At 61.3% G+C, this 21,556-nt stretch carries 19 protein-coding genes; 7 read left to right on the forward strand and 12 right to left on the reverse strand.

Features of this window, described 5'->3' with window-relative positions:
- Entirely contained in the window at nucleotides 1–2,016 is a 2,016-nt protein-coding gene (locus HWY30_RS09145) for an AMP-binding protein (RefSeq protein ID WP_244144844.1), read from the reverse strand.
- Between the two features lie 239 nt (nucleotides 2,017–2,255).
- On the opposite strand from HWY30_RS09145, the gene HWY30_RS09150 reads away from it, so the two are divergent.
- Nucleotides 2,256–2,420: a hypothetical protein gene (locus HWY30_RS09150; protein ID WP_244168806.1), complete on the forward strand. Its 165-nt coding sequence runs from the start codon at nucleotides 2,256–2,258 to the stop codon at nucleotides 2,418–2,420.
- 87 nt (nucleotides 2,421–2,507) lie between these two features.
- Here the strand turns inward: HWY30_RS09150 and HWY30_RS09155 are convergent, their stop codons facing one another.
- The gene (locus tag HWY30_RS09155; RefSeq protein WP_090808738.1) at nucleotides 2,508–3,485 is read right to left on the reverse strand and encodes an NAD(P)H-dependent flavin oxidoreductase; all 978 of its coding nucleotides are present in this window, start codon (nucleotides 3,483–3,485) and stop codon (nucleotides 2,508–2,510) included.
- Between the two features lie 194 nt (nucleotides 3,486–3,679).
- On the opposite strand from HWY30_RS09155, the gene folE reads away from it, so the two are divergent.
- Nucleotides 3,680–4,315: a GTP cyclohydrolase I FolE gene (gene folE, locus HWY30_RS09160; protein WP_090808736.1), complete on the forward strand. Its 636-nt coding sequence runs from the start codon at nucleotides 3,680–3,682 to the stop codon at nucleotides 4,313–4,315.
- 91 nt (nucleotides 4,316–4,406) lie between these two features.
- On the opposite strand, the gene HWY30_RS09165 is transcribed toward folE, so the two are convergent.
- From HWY30_RS09165 to HWY30_RS09180, 4 genes are all read right to left on the reverse strand, one after another.
- Nucleotides 4,407–4,949 (reverse strand): nuclear transport factor 2 family protein, encoded by a 543-nt coding sequence (locus HWY30_RS09165; RefSeq protein WP_090808733.1) that lies wholly within the window; start codon nucleotides 4,947–4,949, stop codon nucleotides 4,407–4,409.
- Nucleotides 4,950–4,960: 11 nt separating this feature from the next.
- Nucleotides 4,961–5,275, reverse strand: coding sequence for a hypothetical protein (locus tag HWY30_RS09170; protein WP_090808732.1), 315 nt, complete (start codon nucleotides 5,273–5,275; stop codon nucleotides 4,961–4,963).
- A gap of 475 nt (nucleotides 5,276–5,750) precedes the next feature.
- Nucleotides 5,751–6,536, reverse strand: coding sequence for an SDR family NAD(P)-dependent oxidoreductase (locus HWY30_RS09175; protein WP_090808728.1), 786 nt, complete (start codon nucleotides 6,534–6,536; stop codon nucleotides 5,751–5,753).
- A 151-nt stretch (nucleotides 6,537–6,687) separates the two neighbouring features.
- Nucleotides 6,688–7,587: a LysR family transcriptional regulator gene (locus HWY30_RS09180; RefSeq protein ID WP_090808726.1), complete on the reverse strand. Its 900-nt coding sequence runs from the start codon at nucleotides 7,585–7,587 to the stop codon at nucleotides 6,688–6,690.
- A gap of 229 nt (nucleotides 7,588–7,816) precedes the next feature.
- Here HWY30_RS09180 and HWY30_RS09185 point away from each other — a divergent pair, with 229 nt between their 5' ends.
- The 5 genes from HWY30_RS09185 to HWY30_RS09205 all read left to right on the forward strand — a co-directional run bounded on the left by HWY30_RS09185 (nucleotide 7,817) and on the right by HWY30_RS09205 (nucleotide 12,926).
- Entirely contained in the window at nucleotides 7,817–8,245 is a 429-nt protein-coding gene (locus tag HWY30_RS09185; RefSeq protein ID WP_008917662.1) for a carboxymuconolactone decarboxylase family protein, read from the forward strand.
- The gene (locus HWY30_RS09190) at nucleotides 8,196–9,269 is read left to right on the forward strand and encodes a phytanoyl-CoA dioxygenase family protein (protein WP_244144845.1); all 1,074 of its coding nucleotides are present in this window, start codon (nucleotides 8,196–8,198) and stop codon (nucleotides 9,267–9,269) included. The genes HWY30_RS09185 and HWY30_RS09190 overlap by 50 nt, the downstream gene beginning before the upstream one ends.
- Nucleotides 9,270–9,534: 265 nt before the next feature.
- Nucleotides 9,535–10,452 carry an NmrA family NAD(P)-binding protein gene (locus HWY30_RS09195; RefSeq protein WP_090808722.1) on the forward strand — a complete coding sequence of 306 codons (918 nt, stop codon included), beginning with the start codon at nucleotides 9,535–9,537 and terminating at the stop codon, nucleotides 10,450–10,452.
- 48 nt (nucleotides 10,453–10,500) lie between these two features.
- A complete protein-coding gene (locus tag HWY30_RS09200; RefSeq protein ID WP_090808720.1) occupies nucleotides 10,501–11,349 on the forward strand; it encodes an alpha/beta fold hydrolase in 849 nt (282 codons plus the stop codon).
- Nucleotides 11,346–12,926, forward strand: coding sequence for an AMP-binding protein (locus HWY30_RS09205; RefSeq protein ID WP_090808719.1), 1,581 nt, complete (start codon nucleotides 11,346–11,348; stop codon nucleotides 12,924–12,926). Before HWY30_RS09200 ends, HWY30_RS09205 begins: the two co-directional genes overlap by 4 nt.
- Before the next feature lie 7 nt (nucleotides 12,927–12,933).
- Here HWY30_RS09205 and HWY30_RS09210 read toward each other — a convergent pair whose 3' ends face one another.
- The 6 genes from HWY30_RS09210 to HWY30_RS09235 all read right to left on the reverse strand — a co-directional run bounded on the left by HWY30_RS09210 (nucleotide 12,934) and on the right by HWY30_RS09235 (nucleotide 21,555).
- Entirely contained in the window at nucleotides 12,934–13,281 is a 348-nt protein-coding gene (locus tag HWY30_RS09210; protein ID WP_244144846.1) for an enoyl-CoA hydratase/isomerase family protein, read from the reverse strand.
- 369 nt (nucleotides 13,282–13,650) lie between these two features.
- Nucleotides 13,651–16,830: a bifunctional diguanylate cyclase/phosphodiesterase gene (locus HWY30_RS09215; RefSeq protein WP_090808717.1), complete on the reverse strand. Its 3,180-nt coding sequence runs from the start codon at nucleotides 16,828–16,830 to the stop codon at nucleotides 13,651–13,653.
- Nucleotides 16,831–17,612: 782 nt separating this feature from the next.
- On the reverse strand, nucleotides 17,613–18,833 hold the full coding sequence (locus tag HWY30_RS09220; protein WP_090808715.1) for an IS91 family transposase: 1,221 nt from the start codon (nucleotides 18,831–18,833) through the stop codon (nucleotides 17,613–17,615).
- Nucleotides 18,834–18,841: 8 nt separating this feature from the next.
- Nucleotides 18,842–19,720: a tyrosine-type recombinase/integrase gene (locus HWY30_RS09225; RefSeq protein WP_090808712.1), complete on the reverse strand. Its 879-nt coding sequence runs from the start codon at nucleotides 19,718–19,720 to the stop codon at nucleotides 18,842–18,844.
- A gap of 153 nt (nucleotides 19,721–19,873) precedes the next feature.
- Nucleotides 19,874–20,302, reverse strand: a complete 429-nt coding sequence (locus tag HWY30_RS42445) for a tyrosine-type recombinase/integrase (protein ID WP_090808710.1) — start codon at nucleotides 20,300–20,302, stop codon at nucleotides 19,874–19,876.
- Nucleotides 20,303–20,751: 449 nt separating this feature from the next.
- On the reverse strand, nucleotides 20,752–21,555 hold the full coding sequence (locus HWY30_RS09235) for a reverse transcriptase domain-containing protein (RefSeq protein WP_244144847.1): 804 nt from the start codon (nucleotides 21,553–21,555) through the stop codon (nucleotides 20,752–20,754).
- Nucleotide 21,556: the final 1 nt, after the last annotated feature.

Genomic DNA, 21,556 nt, shown 5'->3' on the forward strand with positions numbered 1-21,556 from the left:
TCAGTACGTTGAACCGCGGCGCGCGCCTCGATCTGCGCCCGCTGCTGCGCCAGCGTTGCCGACCAATGTGCGCGGCGTGGGCGGCACGCAATAAAGCTCGTCCACGACACCGCGCCGTCGCTCGAGCACATTGCGTTGGCTGATTGCGCTCTTTGCACTCAATTCGCCGTTATCGAGCGTCGGCTGCTCGCTTTCGAGCACGATGCGCGCAATGCGCGTAGAGCTGCCGCCAGGACGCGCGGCGAGCTGGTCGAGTCCGGTCTGGAAGAACGCGCGCACGCCGCGGCTGTTGATGATCTGGTCGGCGCCCGGCATCGGATCGTGAAGGTCGTCGCAAAGCGCACGGCACGCTTCGATGTCAGGGAAGACGAGCGCGCTCAGGTAGTCGCGGTCGTGCCCGGCAATCACGATATCCCGCGCATACGGGCCCAACACGTTCAGCGCGTACAGTCGCAACTCGGCGACGTTGACCCAGGTGCCCGAGGACAGCTTGAAATTTTCCGCAATGCGTCCGTCGAAGCGCAGTCCCAGTTCGAGGCGCTGCGGGTCGATGAACGTTGCTGCGTCACCGGAGCGGAAATAGCCTTCCTCGTCGAACGCGGCGGCGGTGCGCTCGGGATCTTTCCAATAGCCGGGCGTCACACAGTCGCCGAGGAAACGGATTTCCAGCTTCGCGCCGACCGGCGCCACCTTCACTTTGACGCCGGGCACGGGCAACCCCGCAATCGCTTCCCGTCGCGGATCCCAGGCCGCCGATAGCGGCGTTGGGCCTGCTTCCGTGCTGCCGATGCCCGACATGATGAGCACACGCTGGCCGATGGTACGCACCGCGAGCTCGTCGAGTTGAGCCCAGATGTATTTCGGCAGACTTGCGCCGCCGTAGTAGATGAGCGCGAGTTTGCTGAAGAATTTCTCGCGCAGTGCCTTGTCCGCCTGCAGATGCGGAATGAGCGAAGCCAACCCTTGCGGCGTATTGAGGTAGACCGCCGGCGCGATTTCACGCAATGCCTGCACCGTCGGGCCAATTTCCTCCGGCGTTGGCTTGCCTGGGTCCAGGTAGTAAGTCCCCCCGCCGTACAGCACCATGCCGAAGTTATGCGTGCCGCCAAAAGTGTGATGCCAAGGCAGCCAGTCGACGAGATCCGATGGCCCGTCCTGAAGAAACGCGAACACCTGGGCGACTTGCTGTCGATTGCTGCACAACATGCGCTGCGGGTAGATCACGCCTTTCGGTGCGCCTGTCGTTCCCGAAGTAAACATGATCTTGCCCACCGTATCCGGGCCGACTGCCTTGAACGCCTTGTCGACGTCGGCTGTAACCGGCGTCTTCAGCCACTGCGCGACGCGCGAACCGCCACGACCCTCCGGCAACGGACCGACGACGACACATTCCACGTCGCCGAACACCTCACGCAATGCGCGGCCATACTGCGCGCCGTCCTCCGCGAAGACGAGGCCGGGCGTGCATACGGCCGCGAGTTGCCTGAGCTTCGAAAAGTCCTGCGATAACAGCGAATACGCGGGCGTCACCGGGATATAGGGAATCCCGACGTGCAATGCGGCGAGCGCGAAGAGCGCGTGTTCAAAGCTTCGATCGGAAAGAATCATCAACGGACGAGACGGCGACAATCCTCGATCGAGCAGCGCCTGCCCCAGCGCACGCGCACCGTCGAACGCCTGGCGGTAGGTCAGAGACTCCCATGACTTGCCGTCCGGCGTCCGCCGCGCAAGCAACGCGCGCTCGGGCGTGACGCTCGCCCAGTGTTCGAGCCGCTCCGTCAAGCGGATCGGATACGCCTGGAGCGGTTCCTTCAGTTCATACACCACGCTTCCGTCTGGCCTTCGCTCGACGATGGCATCCATGCTGCCGACGCGAATCGGGCGAAACGGCACATCCATCAGGGCGTCGTGCGAAGCCGTACCTGCATCCATCTGAGTCGTCCTGTTGTTATCTGGCAAATCATGTCCCGCGAGCGCTCGCATCGCCTTCCGATACCTAAAAATGTTGCGGGCCAAGTTCAACCAATAATTGTACGTCGATCATATTTCCGAACCAGAATAACGCGAAATCCCAACCACGTCTATCCGTTGTCACCCACAAGGAAGGCCTGATAGCACACACGCAATCTGGCGCGAATGACGCGCGCAATGTCCGGCACGATCGCAGCCTTGCGCATCGCACAACAACGTGGACAGAAAACAAAAATTGCGCTAATTTATGAACGCCATTCTCATTGTTAAACACGACACCGGAATTGCTCGATGGCGATTTGCTGACACTGCCGACCGGTTCGATCGACGACTGGCTGCGTCTTGCTTATACCGATGTTCCCGAAAGGCTCTGGCCAGCGGCATCCCGGTCGCTGCTGGCGCATCTCGAACGACTCGACGAACAACGTCGTCCGACTTCGCAGGCCTGATTGCGATCGTCATGCATGCATCGGCTGCCACGCCCGCTAAAACCGGGGGCGCGGGCGGCCTTGTTCGACGGCCGTCTTGTTGCGGACTCAGCTCTCTTCTACAAGCGCGGCCAGCCGGCCATGAATGAGTGCGCGCGCCTCGCCGACCATCCGACTCACGAGTTCCGCGCAGGTGGGAATATCCTCGATAAGCCCGATTGCGAGGCCAGCCGGAAACGTTCCGTCTTCGGTGTCACCCGTCTCGTACACTCGCTTACCGCGCTCACCGCTCACCAGCGGCTTGAGATCCGCAAACGTCACACCCTCTTTTTGCTCGAGTTCCAACACCTGCTCCGCTACCGAATTCCTGAAGATACGCGACGTGTTCTTCAGCGTGCGGAAGATCAACGCCGTATTGCGCTCGTCATGCTCTACGAGCCTGCGCTTGACGTTCTCGTGAATCGGCGCCTCCCGCGTTGCCATGAAGCGCGTACCCATATTGATCCCATCCGCGCCGAGCGCGAGCGCGGCGACCATGCCGCGCGCATCGGCAATGCCGCCTGACGCAAGCATCGGAATATGCAGTTTCGCGGCCGCGGCCGGCAACAGGATCAGATTGGGCACGTCGTCCTCGCCCGGATGTCCGGCGCACTCGAATCCGTCCACGCTCACGGCGTCGCAGCCCAACGCCTCCGCTTTCAGCGCGTGACGCACCGACGTGCACTTGTGGATGACCTTGATTCCCGCAGCCTTGAATGCGGGCATATATGGCTCGGGATTGCGTCCCGCCGTCTCGACGATCTTCACACCGTTCTCCACGACCGCTTGCACGTACTCGTCGTACGGCACTGGCTTGATGGTCGGCAGAATGGTCAGGTTGACGGCGAACGGCTGATCCGTCATTGAGCGAACCCGAGCGATCTCGTTGCGCAGCGCCTCGGGCGTGGGCTGCGTCAGAGCAGCGATGGTGCCGAGCGCACCGGCGTTCGAGACGGCGGCGGCAAGTTCAGCGCGACCCACCCACATCATGCCCCCTTGAACAATGGGGTATCGAATCCCAAGCAGCTCTGTAATGCGCGTTTTCATGTGCTGATCCCTGTGTAAGTGCAACCTGATCTTTCGACCGGCAATGGGTCGAACGCCGCGTGTAAGATGCGCCGGTAGTTTGTATTTACGAACACTGTGCAATTATATACACTTCCTCCACATCGCCGACACTCGTGTGCCGCACTCGCGGACGCCGATGCGATTGCACGAGGCATGAATGATCAGGAGAGTTGATGAACAAGCGAGACAATCAGATTGGCGCTGAGGAAGTGTCGATTCGCCCCACGCCGGACGAGGCGGAACAAGCCGTGCGCACGCTGATCCGATGGGCCGGTGACGATCCCGAAAGGGAAGGTCTCATTCAAACACCTGCACGCGTCGCGCGCGCATACCGCGAGTTCTTCTCGGGCTATGACTCCGATCCGATGCAGATTCTCGCCACCACGTTTTCCGAAGTGGATGGCTACGACGAGATGGTGGTGCTAAAGGACATCCGTTTCGAGAGCTACTGCGAACACCATATGGTGCCCATCAACGGACGTGCGCACGTTGCCTACTTGCCCGAGCATCGCGTGGTCGGCATCTCCAAACTCGCGCGCCTCGTCGATATCTATGCCAAGCGCCTACAGATTCAGGAGAAGATGACCGTTCAGATCGCCGATGCGCTGAACACCGTGCTGCAGCCGAAGGGAGTCGCTGTCATTCTCGAAGCCGCGCATCAGTGCATGAGTACGCGAGGCGTGCACAAGCCCGGCGCATCGCTGGTAACGAGCCGAATGCTGGGCGCATTCCGTGACGATCCTTCCACCCGCCGCGAGTTTCTGTCGATTGTCGGTCACAGCACGATTGCGCCATTACCCAATAGCTGAAAGCCAACGTCGGCTTGCTGCCGACGTTGGCTTTCATGGCAAATCGATGCTGGTATCCGTGGCAAGCGTCGTTGCCGGCTTGCGTCTGGCCTTAAACCTCGCTGGGTTGGCGCGTCTTTAAAGGCCGTTCGTAAGAGACGTCTTCACGATTTCGTGCACTGACGCCATTGCCCATCAGGATTTCTCGCCACGCAGTAGGCACTTCCGCAGGGGTCAGTTCGTTGATCGCTTCGGAGATGCAGACACGGGCGGCAATCGCCCATACGCCATCACGCTTTTCGAAGTGGTCGATATAGCGCCCCACCGCTAGCGTGTCTGGCTTGACGCGATTTTCTCCGAAGAAAAGCCAGTACGTCTCCCCGTGCGCCTCGTCGCCCTGCAATTCGACGCTGTGATTGAACACCATATGGTGGTGCGACAACTGATGCTCGGTATGGTACGCAAAGGCCCAGTCGACGAATTCCTCTGCATCCCCGACGAATGCGCCGTGGTCGTCGATTGCGTCCGGATGGTACGCCGACAGCGTCAACTTCCGGTCCATGCGATCGACCCCGCGGCAATAGCGGTGTACGCATTCGAGTATGTCCTGCTTATCCAACAGTGCTTCGACGCGCGCGCTCAGTTCTTCATTCATGGCTTCTACCGTTAGATAGTCATGGCGACAAAAAAGACGACCGCACCGATCACGGCGCCAATGAAGCAACAACCCTCGCCTGTCGACAAATCGGCTTCCTGCGCTCGCGCACGGCTCGCAATCGCACATCCGATCATGCCCGCCAATGCCGTCGCCCCGAGCACGGCAAACATCATCACGATGTCGAAGAGTGCGGACCGGCCTAGCTCTTCCATGCGCAGATCGCGTTGCAGCAGCCAGACTGCCGCCGCCGAAATCGACAGGAGAATGAGTGGGAGCCATACTCTACGCGCTTCCCGAGCGCTCTCGCGAGTCAGCGTTTTCATCGCGCCCGGCCCTCCGTCCGCAGCTTGCCCAGAGCACGAGGCGCCACTGCGCCCAACACGCGCGCCGCCCAATTCGATTGTTTTGCGCGAGCCGATTCGTCCGACGACGGAGCGCCCTTTTCAGCGCGCTGGCGACGATAGTCGTACGTATAGTCTGCAAGAGGACCACGTAAATCGCTGTCGAGAAAGTACATCGCATGTCTCCGATCAGGCTTATGCTCTCGGGCGCTTGCGTGGCGCCTCTTGATGGACATCCTAGGCCATGGAATATGGTTATGCAACAAGTCGTTCAATTAATGGCGTCGGTGTTTTCACTACCCGACAAGGCACAGACCGACGCGCATGCGCGAGCGCCCGCGGCACACATGGACGTGTGTGCGAACGGGTCGGCAATCAATCGGGGAAAGGGAATGGCAGCGCTAAGCCGCGTTCTCGACGCAGCTTAGCGATTCGAAAATGACACGCAGACGAGTGATCAGGAGACCTGGAAGCCGCCGTCGACAGCGAGAAGCTGACCGGTGACGTAGTCCGATGCCGGCGACGCGAAAAACAACACTGCCCTGGCGATATCGGAGGCAACGCCGATGCGGCCCAGCGGCATGCGGCCAGGTTGGGTGATCGGCCCGTGAGCCTGATGAACCTTCGTCGATGCGGCCGCGCCCTCGGTTGCCACGCCGCCGGGCAGCACTGCGTTCACGCGAATTCCGTCTGCTGCGAATTCGAGCGCTGCCACCTTGGTGAGGTTGTTGACGCCCGCCTTCGACGCGCCGTAGTCACCGTTGTCGAAAATCACCGGCTGCAGCGAAGCCACCGACGAAATATTGATAATGGAACCGCCGTTTTTGGCACCTTGCATTCGCTTGATCGCTTCGCGCATGCAGAGGAAGGTGCCGCGCAAGTTGATGCCGAGCACTTTGTCCCACTTTTCTACCGACGTCTCGACGAATTTCGTCTTCGGATAGATGCCCGCGTTGTTCACGAGAATGTCGAGGCGCCCAAGTTTGGCCTGCACCGTTTCGTACATCGCAAGAATCGACGATTCATCGCTGATGTCCACTTTGATCGCGATAGCCTTGCCAGACGCACTTTCGATTTGGCTGGCCGTCTGCTGCGCCGCTTCCTCATTCAGGTCCGCCGCGACCACCGCCGCGCCGGCCGACGCCAGCAGCAAAGCCGTCTCGCGGCCGATGCCTGAGCCTGCCCCTGTTACCACCGCCACTTTCTGATCGAGATTGAAAAGACTCGCCACATTCGTGCTCATTGCTCCTCCTTTGGCTCGCCGCGCGAGCGGGTTATTTTCTGAACGTCATTCGCAAAGATAAACACACCACTTTGGCGTGTCAAGATGAACGAGAAGCGGATGACGAAAGGAGCAGCATGGACGAAGCTGCCGAGCAGTGCGATTGCGCGTATCACCCCGCCGCCGGCGACGCGATATCGCGCATGATGTCGAGCATCGAACGGTGGTAGGGCTTGTGAGGTCTATCGGCCCACACCAGCGACACCTCAGTTTCGCCTGAAGCCGGAACATCCTCGATGTCGACGAAGGCGACACCCTCCACGGGCAGGTATCGCGCCGAGTCCAGCATCAGACCGATGCCCAGTTCATGAGACACGAGGTTGAGCATCGTGTATGGATGGCGCGCTTGCTGGGTCACCCGCGGCGACAGCCCCGCCTCGCGGCGCGCTGTCTCGAACGCAGCGAACAGCGGCTGCGACATCTGCTGAGGGAACATGATGAGCGGGTATCGCGCGAGATCCGCGATACGAATTGAAGGCTGCGCCGCCACGGGCCACTTCGCCGGAACCGCGGCCACCACACGCAGACGCTCGATGACCACGCTTTCCAAACCGGAGACGTCCGCCGAGCTGGTGACTACCACGCCCAGGTCGATGCTGCCGTTTTTCACGCTGGCGACGGTCAAAGCACTGCCGCGCTCGATCAACCGGACGTCAACGCCCGGCCATTGCTTGCGAAGCCCCTGAATGGCTAGCGGCATGATTCGCAGCGCACACATCGGCACGAACGCTACGCTCAGGCTCGCGAGTTCGTCGGCGGCTTGCCGCACGCGCCGCTCGGCCAACTCCGCTTGCGCGATCAGTGGCTTCGCTTCCGCGAGCAACGCGGCTCCGGCGGCTGTGAGCGAAACGCCTCGCGGTGTACGTTCGAGCAGCTTGATACCGAGTTGCTCCTCCAGCCGCATGATCGACTGGCTGAGCGGCGGCTGCGCCATGCCCAGGCGCGCAGCCGCACGGCCAAAGTGCTGGGTCTCCGCGACCGCAACGAAGTGTCTGAGATGCCGCAATTCCATGACGTGATATGGCTTTGATATCGGGTGTCCCCAGCATATTGCCTTTGTCCCGTTGCGGTGCACTACGGACGAACCCTGGTCATATCGGGTGCGCACTATCTTGACGTCAAGCACCGTTCAACATACATTTTAGAATGTCGTTCTACAATACGAATATCGATCACGGCGGCTCGGGTGAGTCGCATCCGCTATCAATAGCCGCGCCGCCGCGGTTAAACAGGAGACACAAGTGAAGAGCCTCGAAGAAAAACTTGCCTATGGTTTAAAGGTATTCGGCGAAATCATGGGTGAAGACAAGGCAGCCGGCTTACGGGCCGCAAGCGAGTCCACCGGCTTCGGATCCGACATTTCACGCCTTGCCATCAACTACGCGTTCGCGGATGTCTGGGGCGACGACAAACTCGAGCGCAAGCAGCGCAGCCTCGTCACGCTGGGCATTCTCATCGCGAGCCGGCAGACGCTCGAACTGAAGAACCACGTCCGCATTGCCGTGCGCAACGGTCTGAGCGCACGCGAACTCGAAGGGGTGCTGATTCAGGCGCTTCCGTATGCCGGGTTCCCAGCCGTCGCCTCCGCGACCACGGCCGTTCTGGAGACACTGCGGGAACTTGGCATCGACACCACGACCCGCACTTCGGAAGAACGCGGATTGCTGTGAGCCGACATCAGAGCGCCCCCGCGACCAAAGGAGACAATTTATGAGCACACCAGGCGTGGATATCGTGCCGACGATGCGCGAATTCAACGTTTCCAATGACCTTCTCGACAATCACGCCGAGTTGCAAGAACGCTGGAACGAAGACGGCTACCTGTTCTTTCGCGACGTTCTCGACCACGAGCCGCTGGAGCGCATGCGCGGTCTGCTTGTTGATCACCTCGACAGCAACGGCTTCGTGGACCGCAACGACCGAGACGTGCGATGGACTGGCAAAGACCGCGAAAATTTCAGCTTTTTTCCCGTGAAGGCGATGAACGAGCAGCGTGCGGCACGCACCGTGATGGAAGACCCCGCAGTTCGTGCGTTCTTTCAGCGGCTGTTCGGCGTACCGCTTTATTGGGTACCTTTCACCGAATACCGCACGTCGCCGCCCGCTATCGACAAAAGCCGCACACGGTTCGACTTCATTCATGAAGATGCGATCTACAGCGACCGCCTCGATTTCATCATCTGCTGGATTCCGCTCAGCGATATCGATGCGCAAGTCGGCGGATTGGCCATCGCGGAAGGGTTGCATAAGCTCCCGTGCCTGCACAGGAAGGACGGCGACAAGATCGTTCCCATCGATCTCGCGAGCGTGCCAGAAGACGCATGGCGCCGCACGAACTACCGCTTGGGCGACGTCCTGTTGATGAGCCGACGCACGCCGCACTCTGGTCTCAGCAATCATTCGGACCGTTTTCGTCTGTCACTCGACACGCGCATCCTGCCGCACGGCGGAAGTTTCCCGTTTGAGCCCCGCCTGCCCTATGTGGGCACGCTGACGTCGATGGCATCGGACCAGATCGTCGTGCGCGACGCGCATGGTGAACATGTGTTGCGACTCGACGACACGAGTTATCTGCGCGGCCTCCAGGGCAACCGCCTGCGCGCAGACGAAATTGCCGGGGTTTATCAGCCGGGATCCGAGGTGATCGTTGCACATGAAGGCGGCCTCGTTCAAACGCTGCGCCCGCAGCATTGATCGTCGTGTCAGGCGCAAAGACGAAGCTTCGTCTTTGCGCCTCGCGCCATTCGCCTTGCCCTTTGGCCTGGCAATTCCGAAGCATCGATCACGGGCAGCCTTTGCTCGCGGTTTTATGAACGTCGTGCTAATATCGGAACGATACGCTTGTGAACAACCAGGCCGCGAGCCTGCAATGGCTGTCACAGGGTTAGCGGCATCGCGCGCAAGCCGCCCAGGCGTGAAACGCCTGGCCAACGTCTAACGTTCGACCTCGGGACAAGTCATGATCGATTCATCCGCCGCGGTACTCGTCATCGGCGCCACTGGCGCACAAGGAGGCGCCGCGGCTCGCCATCTTCTTGCGGCTGGACGCAAGGTACGCTTCCTGACACGCAATCCAGACTCGCCGGCTGCGCGGGCACTCGTCGACATGGATGCGCAGGCGCTACGGGGAGATCTGGACGACCGCGACTTGCTCGCAAAAGCGATGGAGGGCGTCGGTTCCGTCTTCTCCGTTCTCCTGACTGATTTTGATCGCAGCGACAGGGAGCGCCGCCAGGGTTTTGCGCTCGTCAACGCAGCGCGCAACACGGAGGTCCCGCAGTTCGTTCACACCTCCGTGGCGCAGGCCGGCAATCATGAGACGTTTCCTGGCTGGAGCGAGAAACGTTGGAACCGAAAATACTGGACGGACAAATGGGAAGTGGAAGAGGCCGTTCGCGCCGCGGGTTTCGAATCGTGGACGGTCTTGCAACCGGCATTCATGATGGACAATCTCGCTGAGCCGAAAGCGGGCGCGATGTTTCCGCACCTGCGCGAAGGCTTGCTGCTCAGCGCGTTGCTACCCGAGGCGCGACTCGACTGGATTGCCGCCGACGACGTGGGCGCGCTCGCGGCCAGCGCGCTAAACGATCCGCAACGCTGGCACGGTGAGACTGTGCCGCTGGCGTCGGAAAGACTCACGATGTCTGAAGTTGCGAATCGCCTCGGCAACGTTCTGGGCGCACAGATCAACGTTTCGCACGTGTCACCGGATGAAGCCCGAGCAAAAGGTCTCGCACCCGGATGGGTGAATGCACAGGAATGGATCAACGCGGTCGGGTACCGCGTCGATATCGATTCGCTTTCCAAACGTGGTGTCCAGCTCACCCCGATGGTGGACTGGATCGATGCGAATCGACAGCACATCGTACTCGCATAGCTGGTCGATGGACCGCGTGTGCAAGCCTCAGGTAATGGAAAATCCGCAATGAATGATCGTGTCCCCTCATGGTTCGACCACGCCATGGCCCAGCCGCGTCGATCTCACTTCACCGAAGGCGGCGGGGTGACTGTCCATTATGTCTCGTGGAACGCCGCAGACACCGGTAAGCCGCCACTTGTCTTCGCACACGGTTTTCTCGGGCACACGCACTGGTGGGACTTCATTGCGCCCTTCTTCACCGATCGCTTTCGCGTCTTTGCTCTGGATTTCCGCGGCATGGGCGACAGCGCCTACAGGCAGGAATACAGCGCCGACGTTTTCGTGCGCGACCTCGTCGCTGTCGTGGATGCAATCGGCTCTGGACCGTGCGTCGCGGTGGGCCACAGTTTCGGCGGATCGCGTCTGCTCCAGGCGTGCGCGACCTTTCCCGATCGTCTCTCGCATGCAGTCGTGCTCGATTCGTATTTCATGCTACGCGGCGAAACCTTGCCTGCAGTGGAACGACGGCCGCCGCCCCGCCCCTATCCGGACTGGAATACTGCACTCAGTCGCTTTCGACTCATCCCGGAACAAGATTGCGAGCCGTGGCTGCTCGAGCATCTCGCGCGGACATCACTTCGTGAAACCGCCGACGGCTGGGTATGGCGCTTCGACCCGAAGTTGCGGAATCTCCAGCCGGTCGAAGGCGAAGAAGACCTGCTGACCCGCATCGCGGTTCCGGTCAGCTACGTTCACGCCGAGTGCAGCAGCGTAGTCAGCGCCGATCGCGCGCGCCGCATCGTAGCTGCGATTCCCGGCGCGAAGGGTCCCATCACGATGCCACGCGCAGGCCATCACATGATGCTTGACCAGCCACTCGCGCTGGTGAGTCTCTTGCGAGCATTGCTAGCATGAATTCCAATCTGCGCGAATCGAAAACTGCGCCGTGGTCGAGCGGTTTGCCTCTTGCGGCCCTGATTGCGCGCGCCGTCGAAAAGCACGGCGCGACGCGACTCCATTTTCATACCCAGGCCGGCGCCTACACTTGCACCACCGAGTCCCTGCTGCACGACGCGAAAGAGATTGGCAAGGCACTCACAGCCCTCGGTCTGCGTCGAGGCGATGTGATCGCGATACAGCTTCCCACACAGCGCGAGACTGCGCTTCTGTATCTGGCTGCACTGGAGATCGGTGCGGTACTCGTGCCGATCGTACACATCTACGGTCCCGCCGAAGTCGGCTTCATCCTTCGACAATCCCGCGCCCGCGTTCTGTGCGTGCCCGATTTCTGGTCCCGAACCGACTACCTGGAGCGTGTCGCCGCGCTCGGCGACACGCCCGACCTCGAGCGCGTGATCGTCGTTGGCGATCGGGCGCCCTCGAACGGCATCACGTTTGGCGCGCTGCAACGACTCGCCGCGACAACGCATGAACACCGCCCTGCCGACCCGCCAACGTCGGAAGACATTTGCCTGCTGCTGTACACGTCAGGAACGACAGCTTCGCCCAAAGGCGTGCAGCACTCTCATCGCACAGTAGGCGCAGAGTGGCAGATTCCGTTCATCGACGGGCCTGGGCCGTATCTCACGCCCTTCCCTGCTGGCCATATTGCAGGCTTCAATTTCCTGTTGCGTCCATTCATTACAGGCACCGAGATGGTGTTCATGGACCGATGGGACGCCTCGCTTGCCGCGCGACTGGTCGATGAGTATCGCGTGCGCCTTTCGGGCGGCACACCGTTTCATCTCCAGGGGCTCCTCGAAGCCGCCCGCCGCGACGGGCGCAGCCTGGCGTCCCTCGCTTCTTACGGTCTGGGCGGCACGGGTGTCACGCCGGAGCACGTCGCCATGGCCGATCGGGCCGGCTTCGCGGGAACCCGCGCGTACGGGCTGACCGAGCATTCGACAGTGAGTGTCGGCTGGGCCGATTCGCCTTTTGATATCCGGGCCTGCACGGACGGTCGCATTCAACCCGGCTCGCAGGTGCGCGTTGTCGACGAGTTGGACAGCGACCTGCCTGCCGGACGCGACGGCGAGATTCTGATCAAAGGACCGGAGCTGTTTGTCGGCTACACCGACCCGGCGCTCAATGCGACCGCGTTCACTCACGACGGATGGTTCCGGACCGGCGATATCGGCCGTCTCGACGAAGACGGTTGCCTGACCATCACGGACCGAAAGAAGGACATCGTGATTCGCGGAGGAGAAAATATATCGTCGCTCGAAGTAGAGCGAGTACTTGCCACTCACCCGGCCGTGCGCGATGTCGCCGTCGTGGCGCAGCCAGACGCACGATATGGAGAAAGAGTCTGTGCGGTCGTCGTCTTGCACGAACGCACGTCGCTCGACCTGATCGCAGTCCAGACCCACTTTGCCGGCGCGGGCGTGGCGAAGCAAAAGACGCCCGAGCAACTTTGCATCGTTGCAGAGCTGCCGCGCACGCCTTCGGGAAAGGTGCGAAAAGGCGATCTGCGCAAGCAACTTTCCGCGTAGTAGCAAATCAGTTGGTGCTTATCGAGCGGAGCCGTCCCGGCGCGACTTGAAAAACCGGCTTGTCGCTCGCCTCGATCACCGGATGAACGTGCAGCGACAATGCTGGCCAAGCTGTGGCAGCGGAAGTGCCGAACTCGCGAATATCACCTCCCGCGGAAAAGCCTCGTCCACTGCCATTGAGTACGATCGCGCGAACCCGCACGTCGCACCGGGCCGCTTCAAACGCGGCAACGAGTCCGCGACGGATTCCCAGACCTAATCCGTTGACTGGCGGATGGCTCATCGTGACGATAGCGATTTCGTCTTCTACACGATACTCGACGTCGGCGAAGCGATGCGGCTTGCAATGCGTCATCGGTTATCCGCTGTGGCGTTTGACGATGGCGGGCACTGTACGCCTAACGGTTGTTAGCGAGCCAACTCGGCATATCCGCCGGCCACGGATCGGGATACACCGCGTGCACACCCATCGCGCTCGTGTAGGCCAGATTCAGTAGGTTGCAAAACGCGATGAAAGCCAGCACCAGAAGCGCCGTGCCACCGGCGGATGGCAACCGACACGATCGACACCTCGCTCGATGGCCGTATATCCGCCCGTTAATTTCCGCCGTTGGTCGAGGTTTTTCGGAGGTCGCTTGAGGGTCCGAGTGCAGCCAGTTGTGATCACGCTTGGCCGCTCCGGCCCCGGAGAATACTATCGCGCGAAAGAAAGCTACTGCGGCGCTCAAGCCACCTTGCGTACGCTACTCCAGGACCGCAATTCGGTAGGCGACAATGCTTTCGAGAAGAGGAAACCTTGCAGTTCGTCGCAACCAATGTTTCGCAGGATCTGAGCCTGATGCTCGCTCTCGACTCCTTCGGCGACCACTCGGAGGCCCAGTTCGTGGCCGAGCTCGATGATTGCCCGAATAATTGCGAGGTCGGCCGGCGCATCGAGCATGTCTTGCACGAACGCGCGGTCGATCTTGAGGCGATCAAGCGGAAATCGGTTCAGATAGCTGAGGCTTGAGTAACCGATACCGAAATCGTCGAGGGATAGCTTGACTCCAAGCTTGCGGATCGCCTGGATCGTGGTGAGATAGTTCTCCGCGTTGTCCATCAACACCGTCTCAGTGATCTCGAGTTCGAGCCGATCGGGAGCCACGCCGTACCGCTCGAGACTGTCTGCGAGCGAGCTTATCAAGTCTGGATCGCGCAGCTGGATCGCGGACACGTTGATCGAGACGCGCAAATGCATCAGCCCGCCAGCGTCCCACGCGGCGACCTGTCGGCATGCTTCGTCGATTACCCAGGCACCGATCGGAATGATGAGTCGTGTGTCTTCGGCGACCGGAATAAACTGCGCAGGCGACACCGTGCCGATCTGCGGGCTGTTCCAGCGCAAGAGCCCCTCAACGGCAACCGGTTCGCCCGTGCGGGCATCGACACACGGCTGGTACGCAAGCCGGAACTCCTGCCTGGTGATCGCTGTGCGCAGGCACGCTTCGAGCGTCAACCGGTAGCGCGCGCGTTCGGCCATATCAGGTGCGAAGAACTTGACGAGGTTTCGTCCCGCGGCCTTCGCCTGGTACATCGCGGCGTCGGCGTTCTGCATCAGGGTATCGATGTCCTCGCCATCGTCCGGGAAAAGTGCCACGCCGACACTGCATGACACCGGCAATGCGGCGCCGCCTAGTTCATGCGGCTGACGAACGAGCGGCAACAGACGATCCTCGATCGCACGGGTAACATCCGCCACATTGCTGACACCGTTGAGGATTACCGTGAACTCGTCGCCACCGAGGCGGCTGACGGTGTCATTGCTGCGCACGGCTTGCAGAAGGCGCCGCGCGACCGAGCGCAACAGGTTGTCGCCGATGTGATGGCCAAGCGAATCATTGATGTTCTTGAACCGGTCCAGATCAATGAAAAGCACGCCGACGCGTTGGCCGGAGTGGCGCGCATTGCCGAGTGCGACGCCAAGGCGCTTGGTGAACAGCTCGCGGTTCGGCAGTTCCGTTAGCACGTCGTGTTCGGCTAGGAACTGAATGCGCGCCTCGCTCTTCTTGCGGTCCGTGATGTCGATCAACGTGCAGATATAGTGCGACAGGTTCGCCCGCCGGTCGCGCACCGCGCTCACCATTAGCCATGCCGGATAGTCGTTGCCGGCCCGCCTTCGCACCTGCGCTTCGCCATGCCACCCGCTGAGGCGATCGACAGAATCGATGACGGCCGGAAAAATGTCATCTTGCTCCTGCGTTCCAAAGAGGAAAGCAGGCTTCTTGCCCGCCACGTCGTCAGCGCAATATCCAGTCGCTCGATAGAACGATGCATTGGCAGTGACGAGCCGTCGTTGCTCATCCAGAATCAGAATCGCCTCGGATGATGCCTCGAACACCTTGCCCCACAATTCGAGGCGTTGCTCCATCAGCTTGATCTGGTTGATTGGAGTGAATGCAGTCAATACTGCGTCGCGCCCCTGGAAGTCGAGGCGTCGCGCCGACAGCATGGCCCACGTAGGTTCGCTGCCGGCCTTCCAGCGCACCTCGAATTCGTCTACGGCATCTCGGTCCGAGAGTTGCTGGAAAAACCGCGCGCGGACCTCCGAGTCGAGACCGAAGCCCCAGGGGTCTACCGTGCAGCCGTTGAGCCAGGCAAGCGCTGGCCGGTTTGCGTGCAGGATCTCATGCCCCGGGATTGACGTGACGACCATCGGCACTGGAGTCGCCTCTACAAGAGCGTATTGCGCGGCCGACGCACGCGCTGTCGCGGCAAGCTCCTTCTGCACGACGCGCTCGCGGTCAAGCTGCGCGAGCATGTCGTTGAAGCCGCTCACGAGCTGGCCGATCTCGTCCTGACTATGCCACCTGGCGCGCAGCGAGTGGTCTCCTGTGCGGCGCACGGTATCCATCACGCGCGCCAGCTGGCGCAAGGGGCGGGAAATCTGCTGCGCGACGAAGTACACCATGCTCAGGATCGCGCATAGCAGAAAGAATGCCGTTCCAAGGTGCAGCCACATTCGCTCAAAGAGGCCGCGCACGCGCTTATGCAGAAGACTTTCGAGTTGGCTGCCGGTGTTACTCCACGCGTCGCTTACGCTCGTTACCAGGCGCTGCTGTGCGGAATCGAGCCGGTTCAGCGCGGCCGCATCCGCGCCAGCGTCAACTGCGGCTCCAGCCATGCGGCGATACGTTTCGACGGCGGCGAGCATGCGTTCGACCGACGGTCCAATCGTGCCGGTCAGTGTGCCGTTCGCGGCCGAAGCTTCCGCATAGTCCGAGCGCAGCCCCTGCAACACTGCGTCGAGCTGTCCCTCCAGCACGAGGTAGCGGGTACGCATCTCATCGTGGCTCATCGATGCGGCGTGAGGGTTCGCGCCGGCATCGTGCAGATGGCGGCCGATCCGGTTGACGTCGCCGAGCAGCTCCGGGTAGCGCAGAATCGACAGTGACATTGAATAGTAGCTGTCCAGGTCCGGATCCAGAATCAGGTTCGACTGGTTACCGACCCGGGTCACCAGTGCGCGCGTCGCGTCGAGGCCGAGGTCCACCGTCGATGCGCTCGCATGCGGCGCCGAACTTGCTGCGAGTGCATCGCGGACCCGTTCGTTAATAACTGCGCTTTGCATGTTCGCGCCAAAGCGGCGCTCTGCGTCGTCGAGTCTGCTAGCAGTGCTCTTCAATTGGACCGCAGTCTGCGGCTGCCCAGCCCCCGCGAGTGCGAAGTCGATAAGCGCGTCATGCACGGCCGCGACGTAGGCATTCCCGATCAGCTCCTTGTCGGAGAAGTCAATTGCGATGTACTTTTCGCGGATCAGGATGCCGCTGATGTAAAGGACTGCGCTCAAGTCGAGCAGATAAATCAGCAGCAGCTTTCGGCCGACGCGGAGACGTCCGAGAAACCGAAAGAACAGGTTGCGTTTCATGGGCGTGGTCGCTCTATCGCAAAGTTTTCGTCCCACGTTCGGCAAGCTAGGCGTTTCACTGAGTTTCTCCGTGCAGGGAACGTCGGACCTCTGGTTTAGATCCCACGGCGGGAAGAGCCCCTGATCAAGCTATCGACCGGTTGAAGAACTTCTTTAGTCTTTGCTTAAAACGCCCCATAACAGTGCTAGAAAAGCGACAACACGGTGCGAACATTTCGAAGGAGGGTGCCTTTTGGGCAGTCGTGCAATGGTGCCAGGACTTTGTCATGGCGAGTGCCTTTGGCAGGGCAGCAGTCAATATGCGAACTTTTCGCTTCCGCGGCCAAGGGGGCGACCATTCGGACGTTGAATCCGCCTCTGCTTCCGTACGTTCGATTGTGAAAGACGGACGGTCCTTCATCGGCCTTATGCGAAGCTTTCCATAAGGCCGAGATTTTTTTGGTTGGCGATCGCGGCTACTGACGCGTGAACAGGCCGGTCGGGGCCAGTCCGCGATCGGTAATCAAAAAAATGTTTGTGCTAAACCGCTCCGCAGGCGCTGGCTTTTATGGGCATTGAATAATCGTCGCGGTGATTTGCGACCCGGCGCGTGGCCATCGCACGCCGGAAGCGGGCGGGCTGACGGAGCCGGTTGCGCGAAGACAGCGGGAATGCGGACGTCAATGGGTAAGGAATGCGGAGTTTCGCGGCATTGTGATGGTGCGACGACGCTAAAGCACGAGTGGGTTCGCGCTGGCCGCATGGGGGAAGACCAACGTACGCGCGGGTGGTGCTGATGCCGGTCAGTGCACATGGCTCGGGTCAGGCGGAGCCCGCGGCAGGATGCCGGGCGTGTCGCCAGGCAGCGCGCCTTCGATACGGACCATGTGGCCCTTGCCGCACACGGGGCAATCGCGTAGTGACCTGCCGGTGAGCCGCTGGTAACGGTCACGGTAGTCTTCTGCGGTGGCGGGTGACGCGGCGGCGGGCGGCTCGACACCGAGCAGCCGCCGGCAGGTGGCCAGGCGCGCCGCCCGATGGCAGTTGGCGAGCCACCCGTAGCTGCGGATACGCTTGAAGCCGTCGGGCAGCACGTGCAGCACGAAGCGGCGGATGAACTCGTCAGCCGTCAGGGTCATGGTCCTGTGGCGGGCTTCGTGACGGTAGTCCTTCCAGCGGAACAGGACCGAATCGCCATCAAAGCGCAGCAACCGGTTATTCGAGATGGCGACGCGATGCGTGTAGCGGCCCAGGTAGTCGAGCACCTGTGCGGCGCCGCCAAACGGTGGTTTCGCGTAGACGACCCACTCCACGTGGGTAGCGGGCGCGAGCCAGGCGGCGAACGCTCGCGGGTCACGCAACGGCTCGAGCTGGCCATGGAAGCGCAGCGCGCCGGCGTCGAACGCGCGGCGCAGCTGGTCAAGAAAGAGCCGCCGGAAGAGCCGCGAGAGCACCCGCGCGGGCAGGAAGAAGCCGGGCCGGCAGGCGAGCCAGCGCTCGCCGTCCGGGGCGATGCCCCCGCCGGGTACGACGCAATGCACGTGCGGATGGTGCAGCAGGTTCTGCCCCCACGTGTGCAGGACCGTGATGAAGCCGATCTCCGCGCCCAGGTGTTTCGGATCGGCGGCGATGGTGCGCAGCGTCTCGGCGCTGGTGCGAAACAGCAGATCGTAGACCGTCTTCTTGTTCTGGTACGCGAGCGCGGCGACGGGCTCGGGGAGTGTGAAGACGACGTGGAAGTATTCGACCGCGGGAAGCAGCTCGGCGCGCCGGCGTTCGAGCCATTGCGCGCGGGCGAGCGACTGGCACTTCGGACAGCAGCGATGGCGACACGAGTCGTAGGCAATGCGCTGATGGCCGCAGGCATCGCACTGCTCGGCATGACCGCCGAGCGCGGCGGTGCGGCACAGCTCGATGGCGCTCATCGCGCGCCGCTGGGCACGACTGAGGGCGTCGGCGTGGGTCTGCCGGTACTGTGGGCCGCAGCGGCGGAAGATGTCCGCCACCTCGAGCGCCGGTCGCATCGCCGGCTTCAGAAGTACTCGGGCGCAGGCGGCTGGGAGGGAGTGGGTGCGGGATGCGGCAGCAGGTCGAAGGGACTGGTGGTGGCGCACACGGTGCTCGTGGCCAGCTTGAGGTACCGTGCCGTGGTCGCCATGCTGCGATGTCCCATGAGCAGCTGGATCCGGCGTACATCGGCACCGGTTTCCAGCAGATGAGTGGCGAACGCGTGCCTCAAGGAATGTGGTGTAACGGGTTTCGTGATGCCGCTGCGCTCACGTGCAAGCTGGCATGCGTCGCCCACGGCATGGCGGCTGATGGGCCGCCCCGGAATGCTGCCTGGAAAGAGCCATTCCCTCGGATGGGCGTCGTGCCAGTACAGTCGCAGGACCTCGAGCAGACGCGGCGAGAGCATTACGTAGCGATCCTTACGGCCTTTACCCTGACAGACTCGGATCATCATCCGCTGGCTGTCGATATCGGTGACCTTCAGATGCACGACTTCGGAGACACGCAGGCCGGCCGCATAGGCCGTCATCAGGATGGCGCGCTGCTTCAGGCTGGGAATCGACTCGAAGAAACGCGTGACTTCCTCGAAGCTCAGGATGACGGGCAGCTTCACGGGCCGTTTGGGCAACGGGAAATCCTCGTCACTCCAGTCCCGCCTGAGCGTGATGCGGTACAGGAAGCGCAGCGAGCCTACGGCGAGTTGGACACTGGCTGGCGCGAGCTTGCGTTCGTTGGTCAGGTGGATAATCCAGGCACGGATCTCTTCTGGACCGAGCACCTCGGGTGAGCGGCGGAAGTGCCGGGCGAAACTGGCAACCTGCAGGAGATAGGTCTTCTGCGTGTTGACAGCAAGGTTGCGGATCTGCATGTCGTGCAGCATGCGTTGGCGGAGCAGTGTCATGGCGAACCTCCAGGAGACAGGGGATGGCATGCCCGGTCGGGCACCTCCATGCTGCTCCTGGCCGCCTGCTCGTCCCTTCCTCGTGCCCCGGCATCCGATAACCGTCCTGACCGAACGCCAGGCACTGACCTCCGCTTCCCTCCCACTACCGCGTCAGCGGTTTAGTACAAGGCCGATTATGCCAAGTCGTTGATTATGGAAAGTAGCTGGCCGGCGCCCCCCCAGAGAGCCGATGGGCAGCGGCCAACCTGCCTGAAGTAAATGCATGGCGGTGGCGTGACGGACGGTATGAGGCGATACATGTCGCTTTGCAAGGCTGGGGCAGGTTCCGGCTGCGTTCCCGGTAGCCAGTGTTAGCCTCAATGCAACATTGGCTCTCGTCATTGCATGGCCATTCCGGTTCGGAAACAGCGGCGATGTGGGTTGGAATTCAGAATTTACCTTATCGTCAGGGCGCAGCTTTCTCGGATCGACTGCGCGCCGCTCGAAATTCTGTCGCAAGAACAAACCGACTATGCGGAGTTGATTACTACGTGTTGTGGCTGCCAGTCCCCGCGCATCGTGCAAACTGGTTGGCTTCATAACGGTCCCCTGAAGTGGAACCGTTACTCCAGATCAACGCTGAAATTATGTCGAGTTCCCAGCTGAACCGCCTGCTGCCGGCCCCTTGTTTGCCGGGCCTCGTCGGCAATCGGCTCGGCTACTTTCCATAATCAACGACTTTGCATAATCGGCCTAAGCCGACGCTCGTACTTCAGGAACCGTGCGGCGGCTGCACGTCCCTTTGCTGTCATTCGCGAAGCGGTGCGGTCGAATGTCAGCTTCCCAGCACCGCGGTTGAGTCTTAACGGTAGAGTCGAGATGTGGCGCGGTAGCGGTAGGTTCGGTTTGTCTGTTGCCGCCTCTTTCGTCTGGCGGTGCCCGAGTAACCTCGCCTTAGCCCCGTTTCCACACCCCGCTCATCGAACCGGACATGCAGATCTCCCGCATCCGGCTCTCGGACAAGACATCACGCCTTCGTACACGGCACGTTACACCCAAGGCCCCGTCAGGCGCACAAGACCGAAGTGCTTGTAGAGATGCGGGCGTGGATAGCCCCCGTGCCTGCTTCGCCTGACTTTGTACTTGTTGCGTAACCACCGGCGCAACCGCGTCGCGGTGTAGCTGTCGAGCGCCCGATACGCGCGTCTGTCCGTGCCTACATTGAAGTAGTTCGCCCAGCCGCGTAACGTGCGGTTCAACTTGCCCACCAGTTCCGTGGTTTCTTGCCACACCATCCTGAGAGCAGTCATCGCATGGATCTTTTCAACCATGCGACGGATACTCTTCTTCGACGGGCGCATGCCCATACGGGCCTGGCCTGTCGTCGCCGAGTACAGCCGCCCAAAGGTGTAACCCAGGAAGTCGAATTCGCCTTCCGGCACCTGGCAGATTCGTGTCTTCTCCTCATTGACCGTCAACTTTAGCTTGCCCATGATCGCGCGCAGTCGCGACAAGGCTTCCTCAGCCTTACCCCGCTTGCACAGGATCACGAGATCGTCCGCGTAGGTCACGATTCGACTGCCAAGACTTCGCTCAAGCCCGAGCTTCTTCCATGCCAGCACAAACCGGCGCATGTACACATTTGCCAGCAGTGGTGAGATGGGTGAACCCTGGGGAATGCCGCGCCTGCTGTCCCTGGCCTCCGTCGTACGTTTCTTCCGGCCTCGGTCATCGGTTTCTTCAACGGGGCATTCCAGCCACATCCTGATCAGATGCAGCACGCGCCGATCGACGATGCGTCGCGCGAGCGACAACATCAATTCGGCGTGGGGAATACTTCCGAAGGAAGCCACG

This window comes from Paraburkholderia tuberum STM678 (genome assembly GCF_902833905.1).
In the GTDB taxonomy this organism is placed as follows: Bacteria; Pseudomonadota; Gammaproteobacteria; order Burkholderiales; family Burkholderiaceae; genus Paraburkholderia; species Paraburkholderia tuberum.